Here is a 17597-nt window from a genome sequence, read left to right on the forward strand (position 1 = left end):
TTGATTAGTTTGCTTTTGTTGAAGTTAAAATCTGAACACCATCTCGTCCCGCTACGATGACCTTATCCACCATTTGGTTGAACAAGCCGTGCTCTACGACACCAACGATATGGTCCAATTCTTGCCCGAAAGTAATTGGATCTTCAATGACATCCAAGGCTAGGTCAATGATAAAGTTCTGCATATCGGTCACAAAACGTTGGCCGTCTTTTTCACGGAAACTTGGTTTATAGCCAGCTCGCTCAAACCGACGAAAGACCTGTTCTGCACCATACTGAACCACTTCTACTGGCAATTTAAAAGCACCTAGTTTCTTGACTAGTTTGCTTTCATCGACCACCCAAATGTATTCTTTTGAGGGCGTTGCGACAACCTTCTCCATCAGAAGGGCACCACCACCGCCTTTGATTCCGTTAAACTGGCTATCTACTTCATCCGCCCCGTCAACTGTCACATCGACAAAATCCACTTGATCAATCGACTTGAGTGGGATGTTTAGTCCTTCAGCCTGTTTACTGGTCACACTGGAAGTTGTCACAGCAGTAATCTGCAAACCTTCTTCCTTGATCCGACGACCTACTTCTTCTACGAAATAGTAGGCAGTTGATCCAGTACCGAGTCCAACAACCATACCATCCTTGACAAACTCAGCAGCCTTGATACCTGCCATCTTTTTCAGATTCTCCACTTAAACACCTCCATTAAAGAGCTACTTTTATTATAACATGTATCCGTTTTTATTTCATGAATACACTGGAAAAACCCGAACATTTTTATTTCGGGTTTTGGTGTCCTATTTAACCATATCAGGATCGTAATCATAGAATCCTGTGTCGAGGAAACGGTTTTTAGGGTGTAACTTGCGCACTTCCTCATCTAACAAGAAGGCTTGGTCATGGCTAAAGTTACCCTCTTGAATCAAGCCACGCGCCTGAATAAAGAGTTTAGCAATCTCCACAAAGTTCTGACCTGGTGTGTAGAGTCCCTCTAGCTTCCAGTGAGTGAAGCCGTGATCCACCAATTCTGTCAATTTGGTCATCAAATCAAGGTCGTTATTTGCAAAGATGTGGGTACCATGATTATCTTCAAAGATGGAATAATGGCTCTCTGGATCACTTGGTTCAGCCAAGAAGAGGTCACGTTTACGCGTTTTTTCATCATCGATATGTGTAAAGTTATAGTAGTTTTGTAAGAGCGGACGCTTAGAATGGTGGATGACGCTAGCTCCGTAAACCAACACTTCAGCAGGAATTTCCAAAATCTCTGGCATCTTGAAGAGTTCCGCAGATGGAATTTCACGGGCCAAGACAGCCTCAGATGCGCCAGCCTTTTGACCCCAGAAGTTAATCTGACGACTGCTTGTCACCATGGTTGAAGCATCGTAAATGGTTTTAAAGGAATAGCCATCACGGTTTACCACGTAAAAGACACCTGCATCTCCTACTGTAATATAGTCTGTCTTGATTTCTTCCAAGAAGTCTAGGAAAGGCTTGATACGGTCCATCATATCTTGGTGCATGAGGGCATTAACTGCGACAATCAATTCCTTGCCTGCTTCATGAACCAACTTAGCAATCTCACGCAATTGGTCATGATTAAAAGTCGTTGGAAGACGAAGGCCAAAATCTTTCTCACCAACATAGATACGATCTACGCCAGCTTCGAGTAGTTGTTCAACTTGTTCAATACTTTCAGCAGTTGCTGTAATGATAATCTTTTTCATAAGAAAAATTATACCACATTTCTCAAAAAACAGCTATAGGTACCGAAAGTTTCACAAAAAGTTAAACTTGTTTCTATCTTTCCCAATCAAAAAGTGAACAGTAACTTGTACCATTCACTCTATTTTATGCATGTGTTTCTTCAACTAGATGGCCATCATTCATGACATAAATACGATCAACCTTATCAAGAAGGCGAGTATCATGCGTAATCATAACAACTCCTCTACCTTGTTCATGGGCAATGGCAGCCAGCATCTCCGTTACTTGGTAGGCACGCTCAGTGTCAAGACTGGCTGTCGGCTCATCTGCAAGCACAATGCTTGGATTGTTATAGAGCGCTCTAGCAATCGCGGCACGCTGACGTTCGCCACCCGATAGAGCTTTGGGATAATGATTTTGAACTTTTTCCAAATCCAACAAGTCAAACAGCTCTTTTCGGTCACTTTTGCTATTTTTTCCCTTATCCAGTCTGTCAATCAAATCCAGCTGTTCCTTGACCGTTAGAAAAGGAATTAAGTTTGAAGCCTGGAGAATGAAACCAAACTCTCTAAAACGGAGATCTGTTTTTTCCTTCTCCGTCAAACTGCCTGTTTCCTTCCCTTTGACTAGAATCTTTCCACTCGATGCTTCCTGAAGTTGTCCTAGAGTTGTTAGAAAGGTCGTCTTTCCAGAGCCAGAGGGTCCAACGATAGCTACGAACTCTCCCGCATTTAGCTGAAAATTCGTCTCATGCAGGGCTACGACTTTCATCTTTCCTTCCCCGTAGGTTTTTGTCACTTGATTCATTTCAATCAATGCTGTCATACTATTCTCCTTATCATTCTGCAATCGCAGTAATCGGGTCCACCTTTAGCAAGCGTGGAAGTGAAATGACACCACCTAGAAGGGCCATCAAGGAAATTACCAAGCTTAGGACAGAGTAGGCTATCCAACTTGGATAGAAAAAGAAGGTAGCTGGTAAGACTAAAATTACACCTCCGATTGCTAGCAAGGCTAAAGCAATCCCCATACCAGCTAGGAGGAAGATTTGACAGAATAGAGACCATACAATGGTTTTGATCTGTATTCCTTGAGCTCGCATTATTCCATAAAGACCTAGTTTTTGGATGGTAATGATATAAACAAAAATACCCACAATCAAGCCTGTAATGACAATCATAGCAAGAATCATTCCTGAAAATACATTAACCTGAGGTGTGTAACCAGGAATTTTCGATATCATTTTTGGAATGGAAATCTGTTTCAGTCCATCCCCGACCACCTCTATATCATTTTTCAATACCAAGGCAGAGATGGAACGATTGGCCTTCAAGGTTCCTTGTAAGGTCCAATAAGTTGTCAGACTCGTAAAGACAACAGGCTCGGTAAAAAATTTATTTCCTTGAGTCAGGCCTACAATCTTGTAACTTGCCTCGCTTCCATTAAGCTGAATGGCATCGCCTAGCTTCATCCCATAGTTCTCAAAAGACTGATCCACGACAACCTCATCATCTCCTTCAGGATAACGACCCTCCGTCAAACTAGGAGCGATAAAAGAGTCCCAGTTTTGAGCAAAGATGGAAACATTGACCTTTTCACTACCATCGACTAGATTGGTTACAGCAAACATATAGCCCAATGGAGCAGCCTCTTCAGAACTCTTTTCCTTGTAGTCCTTTTCAGGAATAAAAGATGCCGTCAAATTATCATTTGCGTAGTCGGATAAAACGACACCCGTTGCTTGCCAATTATCAATAGCTGCTCGGTTGTTTCGCACGAGACCAAGAGCTAGACTGGTCATAAAAAAGACCATAAAAGCGATAAGAAAAATGGTAGTTAGAATCAAACTATATCGAAGTTTGTTTCGTACTATTTCTTTGATAGCAAGATACATGCTTATCTCCTTTAACTTTCCCCAGAGGTAGTTTAAAATCCACCCAGTCCAATAGACAGAATTTCTGTCTTATCATCCATTCAAAACAACTCCTACCAATACTCTTCAAAAGTATCCAGGTAGCAACTCAACAAATCATCTTAGGAAAAAGCCTCAGCTTGCTATCAATTTATATAAGTTATCCCTTCCTTACTCAGTATATTTATAATAGAGAAGGTCAGGTCATCTGTTTTAAGTGTAACATCCATGCTATCACTTTCCCTAATGGGTGTCAAGAAGAGCGACTTAGAAGATGATAAGAGACTTTAGTAGTTTTGTAACAATTCTGTAATAATTCTCTGCATAAAAAATGATAAAATAGTTATGTGCTGTTAAGGAGAGAATCATGCCCGCAAGAAAATTAGAAGCTTATGAGTTTGAACAAACTCCCAAATCGAATCAAACTCCGCTTTATCAAGACTATACACTGGAAGCACCTGTTAGCTCCAATTTAAAAGAGATTTTATTTTTTGTAAATATTGCTTGTTTTTGTATTTTTATGGTGTTTTTTAGTTTTATCTTTTTAGCCTTAAAATTGAACACAGCTTTATCATTTGTTGCTGCTATGGGGGCAAGCTTGACACTCCTCCAACTCCAACGAAAGATTATTAAACGAAAAATTTCAAAATAAAGGTTGGTAGCACTACCAACCTCTTTTCTAGTTAACAAAAAAGACAGTTTTAAAACTGTCTTTTTATTTATTCTTACGTTTAGGAGGAGATTGGATAGCAATTTTAACTTCAAAAATCGTTCCTCTAGGTTTGTTATCTTTAACGGTAATCGTTCCTCGTAAGGCATCTACGATCTGCTTGGCCAAAGATAGTCCTAGACCAAAACCACCTTTCTGACGGGTTCTCGCCTTGTCTACACGATAAAAGCGGTCAAAGATTTTCTTCTTATCGGCAGCTGAAATCCCAATTCCGTTATCCGTTACTGATAGATAGAGGTGGCGATCCGTAGCATGGACCACAAACTCAATTTTTCCATCTTCTTCAGTATACTTGATAGCATTATCAAACAAGATAGTCATGAGCTGTTTTAGGAGCAACTGATCGGTCATGAAGGAACGATAAATCCGATTTTCATATTCAAAAACACGATCATTTTCAGAAGCAATCAACTCATAGTTAGCAAAGGTTGTTTTAAAGAATTGCGGAGAAACTTCTGCTACTTCAGGTTTGATTCCATCATCTCGACGTGCAAGATTGAGAAGATTTGTCGTGAGGAAACGCATGTTGCGAACTTCTTCAAGACTAGAAGCAATGCTTTCGCTGGATTCCATAATCGTCGCTTCTGGTTTTCGAAAGAGAGTCTCTAAACGATTTTGTAAAACAGCCAAAGGCGTTCTCAGTTCGTGACTCGCATTTTCTACAAAGGACTTCTGCTTTTGCATACTTTCCAGTAAGGGTTTGACACTGACACGTGCCAAGTAAACACTGGCAATTAAAGACAGAAGCCAGAAACTAGCCATGACTACAACAATTAAATGCTCGTGGTTTTGGCTAATTTGCTCAAGCTGGCTAGTATTGATTAAAACCGCCGCATATTTGACATTACTTGAAACAGTGGATGAATTGGTTTCCATCAAGATCATCCGGTAGGTTTCTTCCTGACCGTAGCTATTGACAACTTGAATTTGCCGAATGTGATTCAACTCTTTCTTGTCCAGCCTGATCTTGTCCAAACCTAAAAAGCGATTGCCCAGTAAGAGTTGGTTAAAATCCTTATCAAAGAGCAAGACTTCCGTATTGGAGCTGACATTTGGTTTGATTTCAGCCTTGCTGGCATCCGCTGTTGCTGGTTGAATATCTTTGACTTCTTCAGTTGCCCGATTAAGGGCTAATTGGATAACAGCTTGAGGGCTAGTGCTAAGGGCTTGTAGTTTTTCATCTACAGAAGTATAGAGACTCGAGTGCATGACCTGAAGGATAATCAAGGTCATAGCAGAGAAAATCAGGGTGAACACTCCGAAGTTTCGAATGAAATAGCTGAAATCATCCGCATACCATGTTTTTTTTAGTTTATTGAACATCTTTTAAAATATACCCGACACTACGCAAGGTTTGAAGATTTTCAGCAAAGGCTGTCCCCTTCAGTTTCTTACGAACTTTTGAAACATAGACTTCTACAACGGAAATAGTCGTATCACTATCAAATCCCCATAGGCGGTCAAAAATCTGTGTTTTGGGAAGAATGACATTTTGATTTTGAAGGAAGTAAACCAATAACTCAAACTCTTTTCCGAGTAGTTCCACAGGTGTGTCTTCCACCTTAACCTCATTCGTTGAAAGGTTGACGACTACATCCCCATAGGTCAAGGTATTTTCGTTAAACTTGCCTGAACGTTTGAGAAGGGCTTGAATCCGCATTTTAAGTTCTTCTAAGTAGAAAGGTTTGGTGAGGTAGTCATCCGCTCCCAACTCAAAACCATGTCCCTTATCATCCAAACTTTCCTTAGCAGTCATGATAAGGACTGGTGTCGTAATTCCTTTTTCGCGCAACTCTTTCAAGACTTGGAAGCCATTTTTTTCAGGCAACATCAGGTCAAGCAAAATCAAGTCATAGACGCCACTTTCAGCTTCGTAGAGACCTTCTTCTCCATCAAAGACCTGCATGACATCTGCAAAATCATCTAAAAAGTCAAATACTGAGTTTGATAGACCCAGGTCATCTTCTACTAATAAGATTTTTATCATCAGAAACTCCTCCTTGTTATGATTATTATACCAAAATTGCCTTAAAAAAAACTCAACTCTCTCTGGTTTTCAGATAGAAAGTTGAGTTTTTGTTTACATTTTGAATGAATTACGCTTTGGCATATTGGGCTACAACAGCTTCGACTGCTGCTTTTTCACGCTTAATCAAATCAACACGCGCTGCGATATCCTTGATCCCCATACGGATGTTACGGCTAAGAGCTAGGTCAGAAAGTTGTGGCTCAAAGAATTCCTTGTACTCCGCCAAGCGTTGCTCAGTTTTAAAGATGTGCGATGGGAAGATGACAAAGCTATCAAAACTCATGTCGCCACCAAGAGCCGCCTTGATCCAAGCCCAGTTTTCACGCGCCCATACCCAGACAGTTTCTTGAGTTGCTTGGTGTCCGAGGAATTGGAGGTACCATGAAGAAAGGTCTTGTGGTTTTACCACAAATTTATCCTTCCATGAGCTAATCAAAGTTTGGATATTGTCAGCATCTGTACTATAGGCAAGAGCTCCTGCCAACTGGCGTTTGAAGACCGCATCCGTCGCATGAGTGTAGAGATCCAGATAAGTTGCGACCAAGTCCTTGGTCTCATGGTGTTTCATTTCATTGATGAGAACTTGAGCACGGATGGCTGCTGGAAGTCCTACAAGATTTTCCTTGTGAGCTACAAAGATTTGGCTAGCGACTTGACTAGCTTCTGCATCATTTGAGCGAATCATCATAGAAACGGCCAACTGACGAACCAATTCATCCTCATCTGATTCTCCATCTTTGGCTTCAAAACCAAGACGGTCATAGTTATGACGAGCCAATTTAGCAACCAGACTGTTAAATGCTTTCTCAGTTTCTGTTCCTTCATCGATAAAGCGCTCAAGGGCAGAAATCACTTGAGAAATAGCTGAAACCACAAGGTAAGACTCTTCCTTAGAAAGTTTATCAAGGACTGGGAGCAAGTCCGCATAAGAAATGTGCCCTGCTTCAGCAAGCAGACGACGTTCTTGAACGATTTGTAGTTTGCTTGTATTATCAAGTGTCTCTAGCTCAGCAAGAACAGCTTCTAACAAGTCTCCTTGATAGTCTGTAATGTAGTGGGCTGTATTTTCAGTGTTGAGACGAAGTGCTCCTTCGTTTTCAGCAAGAAGAGCGGCGTAGCCAGGGATTTCGATGCTTTCAGTTTCAAGTGTATCTGGTAGGCCTTTCCAGTTGCTGTTGAGTGGCACTACCCAGAGGCGGTTCTTGTCTTCGTGCTCACCGATAAAGAATTGTTTTTGTGAAATCTTCAAAACATCATTTTCAACTTTGACAGTGAGAACTGGATAACCAGGCTGTTCCAACCAAGAATCCATGAAGGCTGCAACATCACGTCCTGATGCTTGACCAAGGGCATTCCAAAGGTCACGACCGATGGTGTTGCTGTACTGGTGCTTTTCAAAGTAAGCATGCAAGCCTTTAGCAAAATACGCATCGCCAAGCCAGCGACGAAGCATGTGCATGAGACGGCTTCCTTTGGCATAGACGATAGCGCCATCAAAGAGCGTATTAATTTCATCTGGGTGTTTGACTTCGACGTGAACAGACTGCACGCCATCCGTCGCATCGCGTTTAAGCGCAGCTGGAACCCCACCTGTTTGGAAATCTTCAAAGATATTCCAACTTGGTTCGATGGCATCCACACAGACGTATTCCATCATGTTTGCGAAGCTTTCATTAAGCCAAAGATCATCCCACCATTTCATAGTCACGAGGTTACCAAACCATTGGTGAGCCAACTCATGTGCCACAACAAGGGCAACTTGTTGTCGACTAGCAAAGGTTGAGTTCTCATCCACAACCAAGTAAACTTCACGATAAGTCACAAGACCCCAGTTTTCCATAGCACCAGCTGAGAAGTCAGGAAGGGCGATGTGAAGTGATTGAGGGATTGGATACTTAACTCCATAGTAATCTTCGTAAAACTCGATCGAGCGAACGGCGATGTCTAGTGAGAAATCAAGGTTAGATAGTGGGTGGGCTTTCGTTGAGTAGACACCGACGAGGGTACCGTTTTTAGTTTTAGCCGTTACCCCTTGCAAATCACCAGCAACAAAGGCCAACAAGTAAGAAGACATGCGAGGTGTTGTCTCAAACTTCCAGATGCCTGTTTCCTTACGGTTTTCAACATTAATTTCTGGCATGTTTGACAAGGCCAATTCACCTTCTGCTTGGTCAAAACGAAGAGAAAGGTCAAAAGTTGCTTTGGCTTCAGGCTCATCCACACATGGGAAGGCTTCACGCGCAAAATGGCTCTCGAATTGAGTAGACAAGACTTCCTTCTTGATACCATCAACTGTGTAGTAAGAAGGGTAAATCCCTGTCATATTGTCTGTGATTTTTCCTGAAAAGGCGATGACCAATTCAACTTTGCCAGCCTCAGCCAATTCGATATGAAGGGCTTCATTGTCATGGTCAACTGTAAATGGACGAGCTTGACCCGCAACTTCTACAGAAGCGATTTCCAAGTCTTTTTGGTGAAGGGAAATACGGTCACTCTGTGCTTGACCAGTGATGGTCACCTTCCCAGAAAAGGTCTTGGTCTCACGACTCAAGTCTAAAAATAAATCATAGTGTTCAGGAACAAATTGGGTAATAAAATGTTCTACTGCTTGCATAGTTTTCTCCTATTCTAAGTTTAAGAGTTTTACTCTTCTTCAAACAAACTTATTATATCATGTTTTGCTTAGGAAAAAAGGATTGGACGGTAATTTCCAAAACTTTCTTCCTTCTGCAGTCTAGAGTGGGTAGACCTTGCGAAATTCTTCTAAAACAACCTTGCTGTCAGGTGTAAAAGTCAAGCCCGCTTCCTCCAGCCACTCCGTGAAACAGTCTTCATGAACCTGGCGCCAATAGTCCAAAGATTTATCCCCCTCACCTTCCTTGTAGGCATGGTCAGCAGAAACTTGATGAAAAGGCTGAACGGAAACCTTGGTAATTTCGACAATGCAGACAGCCTGATCTTGACTGTCTAAAATGACATCAAAGGTTCCTTCTTGCGGAAGGGGTTCGTCTTCTAGTGCGTAGAGGTCGTAGGCTGAGGCGGTTGCAGTCTTTTCGCCTCTTAGAACCAAGTCGGCCAAGAGATCTGCTTCCACTCCAAAAGCCCAGACATCTATCTCATCTCCAATCGCGGGGTTAATTTGCTTGTAAATATTCCACATTTCTTGCGGTGTCATAGTTTGCTCCTTTGTAATTTTTTACTTACTCCTTTTACAAATTGCTGGCAACTTGCTAATAGGATGTTTTGATTAAGCTCTCTCAGTAAGTATTCTCCACGAATCATACCGACGTGGTGCAATAACTGAGGATAAACTTTTTCAACAATTTGTTCTCCACTAAGAGCTAGTAGGTTTTGCATAGACATTCACCTTCCAATTCATATACAAGGTCTTGTCCAGCTCTGGAAATCCTAATAACTCTGCTTTGACCTTCAAGACTAATGGCGATGCATTTTTTTCTGTTATCTCTTGAATATCCATCCAAACATATCCGAGTGAATCATTCGCACCATCAGAGACAGCTTCAGAAATCGTGACTTGAGCTTTCTTCTTGTTTATCTCAATATCATAAAATGCCATGATATGGTGAACCGTAAAATTTGTTAACTCTTCCCTGACGAAAACATCGTAGATTCGAGGATTTGAGTAGCTTCTAACAGTAAATCCTGTCTCTTCCATAACTTCTCTAATCAACGTTTCCGTCAATCCTTCACCAAGTTGCTGACTACCACCGGGTAGATCATAACGATGTTGATAAGGGCCCCTCGTTTTTTCAATGCAGAGTAACTTCCCATTTTCAAAGCAAACAGCATAGACTCCAAAGTGTTTTTTGATTTCCATCTATCTCCTCCTACTTCAAAGACCAGCCACCATCAATGGTCAGGATTTGTCCTTGCATGGCGCTCGCTTTTCCACTTGCTAAGAAAAGGCTAATCTCTGCTACTTCCTCTGGCTCGATCCAGCGCTTGATTGGCGTTTCACTAGCCACCCAGTCAGCCAATCCACCTGGCTCAAAGTCGGCAGCAGTCATGGCTGTCTTGACTGCCCCTGGAGCAATCCCAAAAATCTGAATACCAGCCTCAGCATAGTCTAGAGCCAACTGCTTGGTAAGGCCAGCTAAGGCGTGCTTAGACGAGGTATAGGCGTGACCACCTCCGCCAGCTAGACTTGAAGCAATCGAACACATATTGATGATGATTCCTTTTTTATTTTCCAGCATTTGCGTCAAATAATAGCGAGTCAACTCAACAGGAGTCACATAGTTGATTTCAAAAATCTCTTGAATTTCCTGGGCTGATTGTTCCAAAAGTGGTTTGAAATCATCCAAAACTCCAGCAGTATTGCACAAAACATCCACATAAGGACACCAGTCAAAAATTGGCTCCAAGTCCAAGGTCAAATCTCTCTGTAAAAAGTGGAAATCACCCTGTAAGAGTGGATTTTCACCTTGGTCAACTCCATATACTTGATACCCCTTCTCTAAAAAGAGGCAGGCTTGAGCCAGACCAATCCCTGAACTCACACCTGTAATGAGTACACATTTAGTCATTCACTTCTACCCAATCTGTCGCCAAAACATCACAAGGTGTCGGACTCCACATGGAAAAACCTTCCCCTTCTCCAGACACGTTGATTAGGAAATAGGGCGTCACTTCAAGTGCAACCCCGTTTTGTTCGATAGTGTCAAAGAGTTGGACATAGTTTTCAGCCCCTCCCCAACCAGTTCGTACATATTTTTTCTTGGCTTTTAACCCAGGCAGGATCTCTTCAAATGTCATGTTTTTCTCCTTTAATGCTACATTCTTCATTTAATTATAACAAAAAACCGTTTTCCAACGGCTTTTTGACTGTGATTTATTTAAATCTGCTTCTACTTACGGCAAATTATTCCCTGCTGCAAGATAAATTTCATACCATTCTTTTCTTGTTAAGCTAAAGTTTGCCGCTTGGCTAACTTCTCTCAAATGCTTAGGATTTGTTGTACCTACGACTGCCTGCATTTTTGCTGGATAACGCAATATCCAAGAAATGGCAATAGTTGAAGGGGTTACTCCATATTTAAAAGCTAGACGATCAAGTACTTGATTCAAAGCTTGAAATTTCTCATTACCAACAAAGTTCCCTTTAAAATACCCGAATTGTAAGACAGACCATGCTTGAATGACCACATCGTGTAATTTGCAATATTCAAAAACGCTGCCATCTCGCATAGTTGCTTGACTATCTTCCATATTAACATGAAAACCTGATTCGAATCCTGGAGTAAAAGCCGCACTCAATTGTAGCTGATTAACAGCTAACGGCTGCTTGACATCTTTTTTAAGCAACTCCATCATCATAGGATTTTGATTAGAAACTCCAAAATCTCGGACCTTACCTTGTTTATAAAGAAGATCAAAGGCTTCTGCTACTTGGTCAGATTCCATCAAAGCATCTGGTCGATGAAGAAGCAAGCTATCTAGATGATCAATCTTCAATCTTTGCAAAATTCCGTCGACTGATTTTATAATATAGTCCTTAGAAAAATCAAAATAGGTAAATTCTTCAATGCGAATGCCACATTTGGACTGAATCCACATCTTTTCTCTTAAATCTGGACGATTTTTTAGGACAATACCTAACAGTTCTTCACAACGACCACGACCATAAATATCAGCCAAGTCAAAAGCATTGATTCCAACAGAAAGTGCTGTTTCTACAAGCTCTTCAACTTCTTTTACAGACTTATCTTTTATTCTCATCATTCCGAGAACAATTTCTGATAATTCTTTGTCATCTTGACCAAGAGTTATGTATCTCATCAAATTTTTCTCCTTTAATTCTACATTCTTCAATTAATTATAACAAAAAACCGTTTTCCAACGGCTTTTTGACTGTATATCTACTAAATTCTTACTACCACTGCAATCCGGCTTCTCTTATTTCTTTCTTGGAAGCGAATTTACCATTTGGTCTGTGCCATCTTCCGTTTCTATCTCTAAAGTAGCCACCTGAATTTGTTGATTGCGAGTTTGATTCCCAGCTTTCTTCCTTTTCTTGTGCGGCTTGACGAGCTTTTTCCTGCTCTTCTTCTTTTGCTTTCTTTTCAGCTGCTTCTTTTTCTTCAGCCTCTTTCTTGGCTTTTTCCTCAGCTTCCTTCTTAGCCTTTTCTTTTTCTTCTTTTATCTTTGCATCTTCAACTGTATTTTTAGCCGTACCGTCCAAATAATTGATTTCAGCATTAGCTGAAACATTGTCTAAAACGACATGCGTCACTGAATACTGATCAACCTTTTCTTTACTACCACCCACCTTGATTTCCAAGAGTTTGCCATTTTCATCTATTCCCACATACTGCAATTCAATCTGTCTCGGGATCAATTCGTCCTTTTGATAGATTGGGGTCACCTTATAATCAAGATAGTAGTTTGGATGATTGGCCAACCAGGAGTCCAATCGATTTTCATAGTAAAGCATGCTACTTTGGTTTTGGTCATCTGTTCCAGAATAATTTCCAGCATTGAGCCAGTTAGTCATAGGAACCAAGTTTTTCTTTTCATCGTTCAATCCGCTAAACTGGTACCCAACCAAATGACCACGATTCATCAACCAAGCCTTTTTAGAGCCATCACCGTAAAAGAATTTATAATTGTGCCATCCAACTGGATCATAAGTCAACTTGGACTCTCTCTTCTCAGTTGGCTCATCACTGTCCTTAAGTTGAATATGAGCACCCGTTGCGCGTGATTTAGAATCTAATTCCCCAAGTTCTAGTTGCTTCTCATTTTTAAAAGGCAAGAGTCCAGCTTCTTTAAACAACTTCTCATCAAACTTGATTTGTTTCTGTTCAATTTTTTCTTCTGGGACCTTTGATTCCGCCTTATGTCCAGAACAAGCAACTAGTGTTGTGATTGAAAGTAAGGCAATTGAGAAGGATAGTAGCTTTTTCATAAAAATCTCCTTTATTTTTATATAATGATTAGATTAATATCTCCTCTTTCATTCTACTATCATTTTGTTAATTATTCAAGAATAAAGAGACTATTATTATACTATTTATCCTCCAATGTTCAAAACAAAAACGATAACCACTTTTTCAGTAGTTACCGTTGATTTCTTTTGATTAGTCTTTCCCACCAAGTCTACTATTGATGGTCATCATGATGCTGGCTATTTTCTCACCCCAGTATGGATCAGAAGCATAGCGAACATTCATTCCGGTTGCTTTATTTCCAAGGTGGTCTCTGCCATAGTCGATGTAGTTCTCACGGATCCACTTGGCGGCTCCAAGGATTCCTTTATCCACATTATCAAAGCTCTTGGCTGAGAGATATGGGCTCGTATCATAAGCAGCAATACCAAAGAAGTTGTTCTTATCTCTGGCAATTTGGCTACGACCCCACGCACTTTCAAGGGCGCTATGTGCCATCAAGTAAAGGGCATTGACACCGTAGCGTTCTTCAGCTTCTTTGAAAGTCGCTCCTTTACCTGCGAGAGGACTATCCTGCAAGTTCATCATCGAATACAGTTTATCCAATTCAGCTGCACTATAATTACTTGGTTCTCTCAAGTTTTTATAGAGAAAAGGATTTTTAATGGTAAAGCCATCAAAATGCTCTCCATCAGTTGAGTAGTACTTCTTACCAATAACCATGGCAGATGTGTGTGGAGCTACTTTGATACTCGTATAAGGAGAGAGTTCATGGTAGAGGAATTTCCCATCACTAGTATAATGAGGGATAAACTCGCTTCCTTCATCTACTGCTGTCAAATCACTTTGATTCATATAGCCAGACAAGCCAGAAATCGAAACTGCAAGTCGGCCGCCTTTTCGCGTCGAGCTATCCAGTGAAACAATGCTTCCTTGGTTAATGTAACTTAAGATTTCTCCAGATGCACTATAGACATAGGCTGTGATTGGTTTAACTTTGTAATACTTGGTTTTATCCGCAACATGCCATCTACCAGAAGCATCCAAGGTATGACCATCCACAGTTTCATTTTTTGCCATATAACCGCCGGATTTAAGGTAATACCATGATTGGTCGGATGAATCGTAGATTAATTCTTTCTCAGCCATCTTTCCATTTGACTTGAGGTAGAACCAATTGTTCTTGTACCATACCCACTCACTCGCAGCCATATAACCACCAGATTTGAGATAGTAGTAACCATTATCCCAGAGCCATTCTTTATTAGCATAATTTCCATCAGCGTTAATATAGAACCAAGAGTTATAATTCTTGTCAAAGAGCCACCCTTTGCCAGCTTTTGCACCACTGCTCGTCACATAACTGCGGTCAATCCAAGTTTCCGTAGAGAGGTAGCCGCCTGATTTGAAATGGTAATCCTTGCCTTTGATGGTTTGCCAACCTTTTTCAGCATAGGTTCCGTCAGCTTTCAAGTAAAACCAAGAGTTATAATTCTTGTCAAAGAGCCATTCCGATTTCAGTTTGGCTCCACTCTTCGCAACATAGAAACGGTCAATCCAGCGCTCGGTAGAAAGATAGCCACCTGATTTGAAATGGTAATCTTTTTCTTTAATCGTTTCCCAGCCTTTTTCGGCATAGGTTCCGTCAGCTTTCAAGTAAAACCAAGCATCATAATTCTTATCAAAAAGCCATTCCGATTTCAATTTAGCTCCACTCTTCGCAACATAGAAGCGATCAATCCAGCGCTCAGTTGAAAGATAACCGCCTGATTTAAAATGGTAATCCTTTCCATCTATGGTTAACCAGCCATTTTCAGCATAGGTACCATCTTGTTGAAGGTAGAACCAACTGCTATAGTTGTCATCATAAATCCAGGCTTGTTTAACCTTATGACCATTTTCTGATATATAGCTCTTACCAAGCCAAGCATTTTTCAGCATTTTACCTTGTGAATTGATGTAGTATTGATTCTCCCCTTGAGTGATCCACTCATCTTTGGCCATTTTCCCGTCTTCTTTAAGGTAATATTTTTCCTGACCTTGTTGAATCCATTCGTTTTGAGCTTTCTGACCATCAGACTTGAGATAATACCAGGATTCTTGTTCCTGATTAAATACCCACTGTTCCTTGGCTTTAGCACCACTTTCAGTCACATAATACTGGCCAACCCACGTTTTCGTAGCTAATTTTCCAGCTTCGTTAAAATAGTAATCTTTACCACCAACAGTAAACCAACCATTTTCTGCACGTTGACCATCATCTTTAAGATAAAACCAGTTCTGATGCGTTTGGTCATAAATCCATTGGTTGGTTGCTGGTTTCCCGTCTGCTTTGAGGTAGGTCTTTCCTTGCCAAGTTCCCTCTTCTGCTTTTGCTGTCTCCACTACAGTAAAAAAACACCCCAATAAGCCAGCACTTACTAGGGCCACTTTCCATCGTTTCATTTAAATGCTCCAATAACGTTTTCTAAACCCTATTGTAACATAGTTAATCGACGGAAATATTACAAATTGATGAAGATTCTATTTCTTGTTGACGATAAGGAAGACCTAGCTTATCTCAGACTGGCTTTGACTTCCTGACGGAGATCTTCCAAACTGCTAATGCCATATTTATCCATAACTTTTGGTAGATGTTCGATGATATCAGGACAGGCATAAGGATTGGTAAAGTTGGCTGTTCCAACTCCGATGGCAGAGGCACCAGCCAGATACATTTCTAGCGCTGCTTCAGCAGAATCCACTCCCCCCATTCCAATAATGGGAAGGTCGGTTGTTTGGGCGACTTGGCGGATGAGTTTGAGGGCTACTGGAAAGACTGCTGGACCTGACATTCCACCTGTTCCATTGGCTAGGATTGGCTTTCTAGTTTTGAGGTCAAAGCGCATACCGACTAGAGTATTGATCATGGTTAGGCCACTTGCTCCTGCATCTTCTGCTGCTTTAGCAATAGTGACAACATCCGTTACACTAGGAGTAAGCTTGACATAGACTGGCACATCAGAGGCTTCCACAGCCGCTTTTACCACTTCATAAGCCAAGTCAGGATCTTGCCCAATCAGAAGTCCATGATTGCCGTGATCTACATTCGGGCAGGAGATATTAAGCTCGATAGCTTTTACATTTGCTGCCTTGGAAATTCCTCGAGAAACGGCAGCGTACTCTTGTTTTGAAAAGCCAGCTACATTAGCGATGATAGGAAGATTTGGATATTCTCTTTCCAACCAAGGAAGTTTTTCAGCCAAAACAGCTTCTAAACCAGGATTTTGTAAACCGATTGCATTGAGCATACCAGCAGGTGTCTCAGCTACTCTCGGAGTAGGATTGCCAAAACGGGGTTCAAGTGTCGTCGCCTTGATCATAATGGAGCCTAAAAGGTCTAAATCATAGTACTTGGCATACTCTTGACCAAAACCAAAACAGCCTGATGCTGGTATAATCGGATTTTTCAAATCTAAACCAGGGAGAGAAACTTGTAAACGATTTGTAGTCATGACTTTCTCCTTATAATACAACTGTTCCTGTGCGGAAAACAGGGCCATCTTCACAGACGCGTTGGCTGACGGTCTCACTATCTGGCACTTTTAGGACACAGGCATAGCAAGCCCCCATCCCACAAGCCATACGAGATTCCAGAGATAGGTAGGCTCTTGGGTGGTCATAAAAGGTTTGATTGATGTACTTCATCATTCCAGGTGCCCCACATGAGTAAACAGCATCAAATTGACTGTCTAAATCATTGATGACAACAGAAACATTTCCCTTGATGCTATAAGAACCATCATCTGTCGTTACAAATACCTGACCATATTGGGCCAATTCGGTTTCGAGAATAACAGCATCCTTAGTCGCAAAACCGAGGACTGTCACTACTGTCACTCCACTCGCATGCAATTCCTTAGCCACCTCAAGCAAGGGTGGAACACCAATCCCACCACCAACGAGGAGAACTTGGCTCTGGTCGTTCAGATCAGACAAGTCAAAACCATTCCCCTGAGGTCCCATTACATCAAGAGTATCTCCCTGGTTTAATGTTGAAAAAATAGCTGTCCCAGCACCTTCAATCCGATAAATGAGGCGACACTGCTTGTTTGCTTTGTCAATAGATGAGATTGAAATAGGGCGACGCAAGAGATGGGAATCATCAGGCACGCGCAGATGGAGAAATTGGCCTGCTCGCATAGCTTCAACCATTTTCCCTTCTAGGACTAATTCAAAAATTGCTGGAGCGATTTCCTCCTGTGCAACAACCTTCATGGTTTCTAAACGAATGGCACCCAAACGCTTCTTACATGTGGGATTCATGATTTTCCTC

General features: G+C 41.3%; 18 protein-coding genes. 1 reads left to right on the plus strand and 17 read right to left on the minus strand.

What is annotated here, in order from left to right; genetic code table 11:
• Positions 1-4: 4 nt before the first annotated feature.
• The 4 genes from rpiA to HMPREF1149_RS03960 form a co-directional block, all read right to left on the minus strand.
• A complete protein-coding gene (gene rpiA / locus HMPREF1149_RS03945; protein ID WP_000429281.1) occupies positions 5-688 on the minus strand; it encodes a ribose-5-phosphate isomerase RpiA in 684 nt (227 codons plus the stop codon).
• A 105-nt stretch (positions 689-793) separates the two neighbouring features.
• Entirely contained in the window at positions 794-1723 is a 930-nt protein-coding gene (locus HMPREF1149_RS03950) for a peptidase U32 family protein (RefSeq protein WP_000720264.1), read from the minus strand.
• A 124-nt stretch (positions 1724-1847) separates the two neighbouring features.
• Positions 1848-2528: an ABC transporter ATP-binding protein gene (locus tag HMPREF1149_RS03955; RefSeq protein WP_000125730.1), complete on the minus strand. Its 681-nt coding sequence runs from the start codon at positions 2526-2528 to the stop codon at positions 1848-1850.
• Between the two features lie 13 nt (positions 2529-2541).
• A complete protein-coding gene (locus tag HMPREF1149_RS03960) occupies positions 2542-3597 on the minus strand; it encodes an ABC transporter permease (RefSeq protein WP_000280289.1) in 1056 nt (351 codons plus the stop codon).
• A gap of 385 nt (positions 3598-3982) precedes the next feature.
• Between HMPREF1149_RS03960 and HMPREF1149_RS03965 the strand changes: the two genes are divergently transcribed.
• Positions 3983-4267, plus strand: a complete 285-nt coding sequence (locus tag HMPREF1149_RS03965) for a DUF3270 domain-containing protein (protein ID WP_001111514.1) — start codon at positions 3983-3985, stop codon at positions 4265-4267.
• 63 nt (positions 4268-4330) lie between these two features.
• Here the strand turns inward: HMPREF1149_RS03965 and HMPREF1149_RS03970 are convergent, their stop codons facing one another.
• The 13 genes from HMPREF1149_RS03970 to HMPREF1149_RS04030 all read right to left on the minus strand — a co-directional run bounded on the left by HMPREF1149_RS03970 (position 4331) and on the right by HMPREF1149_RS04030 (position 17587).
• The gene (locus HMPREF1149_RS03970; RefSeq protein WP_000482353.1) at positions 4331-5668 is read right to left on the minus strand and encodes a sensor histidine kinase; all 1338 of its coding nucleotides are present in this window, start codon (positions 5666-5668) and stop codon (positions 4331-4333) included.
• A complete protein-coding gene (gene ciaR, locus HMPREF1149_RS03975) occupies positions 5658-6332 on the minus strand; it encodes a two-component system response regulator CiaR (RefSeq protein ID WP_000590635.1) in 675 nt (224 codons plus the stop codon). Before ciaR ends, HMPREF1149_RS03970 begins: the two co-directional genes overlap by 11 nt.
• 109 nt (positions 6333-6441) lie before the next feature.
• Positions 6442-8988: a M1 family metallopeptidase gene (locus tag HMPREF1149_RS03980; protein ID WP_001149140.1), complete on the minus strand. Its 2547-nt coding sequence runs from the start codon at positions 8986-8988 to the stop codon at positions 6442-6444.
• A gap of 120 nt (positions 8989-9108) precedes the next feature.
• Complete coding sequence (locus tag HMPREF1149_RS03985; RefSeq protein ID WP_000188824.1) at positions 9109-9549, minus strand: ASCH domain-containing protein; 441 nt, start codon at positions 9547-9549, stop codon at positions 9109-9111.
• Positions 9546-9731, minus strand: coding sequence for a hypothetical protein (locus tag HMPREF1149_RS03990; protein ID WP_001180455.1), 186 nt, complete (start codon positions 9729-9731; stop codon positions 9546-9548). Before HMPREF1149_RS03990 ends, HMPREF1149_RS03985 begins: the two co-directional genes overlap by 4 nt.
• Entirely contained in the window at positions 9709-10212 is a 504-nt protein-coding gene (locus tag HMPREF1149_RS03995; RefSeq protein ID WP_000403329.1) for an NUDIX hydrolase, read from the minus strand. The genes HMPREF1149_RS03990 and HMPREF1149_RS03995 overlap by 23 nt, the downstream gene beginning before the upstream one ends.
• Before the next feature lie 10 nt (positions 10213-10222).
• On the minus strand, positions 10223-10921 hold the full coding sequence (locus tag HMPREF1149_RS04000) for a 3-oxoacyl-ACP reductase (protein WP_000158831.1): 699 nt from the start codon (positions 10919-10921) through the stop codon (positions 10223-10225).
• On the minus strand, positions 10914-11150 hold the full coding sequence (locus HMPREF1149_RS04005) for a DUF2829 domain-containing protein (protein WP_000141914.1): 237 nt from the start codon (positions 11148-11150) through the stop codon (positions 10914-10916). Before HMPREF1149_RS04005 ends, HMPREF1149_RS04000 begins: the two co-directional genes overlap by 8 nt.
• Positions 11151-11246: 96 nt before the next feature.
• Positions 11247-12173 (minus strand): aldo/keto reductase, encoded by a 927-nt coding sequence (locus HMPREF1149_RS04010; RefSeq protein ID WP_001269449.1) that lies wholly within the window; start codon positions 12171-12173, stop codon positions 11247-11249.
• Positions 12174-12267: 94 nt separating this feature from the next.
• Complete coding sequence (locus HMPREF1149_RS04015) at positions 12268-13302, minus strand: DNA/RNA non-specific endonuclease (RefSeq protein WP_000735448.1); 1035 nt, start codon at positions 13300-13302, stop codon at positions 12268-12270.
• 172 nt (positions 13303-13474) lie between these two features.
• On the minus strand, positions 13475-15727 hold the full coding sequence (locus tag HMPREF1149_RS04020) for a glucosaminidase domain-containing protein (protein ID WP_000832907.1): 2253 nt from the start codon (positions 15725-15727) through the stop codon (positions 13475-13477).
• A 110-nt stretch (positions 15728-15837) separates the two neighbouring features.
• On the minus strand, positions 15838-16824 hold the full coding sequence (locus HMPREF1149_RS04025) for a dihydroorotate dehydrogenase (protein WP_195327888.1): 987 nt from the start codon (positions 16822-16824) through the stop codon (positions 15838-15840).
• Positions 16787-17587, minus strand: a complete 801-nt coding sequence (locus HMPREF1149_RS04030) for a dihydroorotate dehydrogenase electron transfer subunit (protein WP_001070091.1) — start codon at positions 17585-17587, stop codon at positions 16787-16789. The genes HMPREF1149_RS04025 and HMPREF1149_RS04030 overlap by 38 nt, the downstream gene beginning before the upstream one ends.
• Between the last annotated feature and the right edge of the window lie 10 nt (positions 17588-17597).

This window comes from Streptococcus sp. BS35b, from assembly GCF_000286475.1.
Classification (GTDB): domain Bacteria; phylum Bacillota; class Bacilli; order Lactobacillales; family Streptococcaceae; genus Streptococcus; species Streptococcus oralis_W.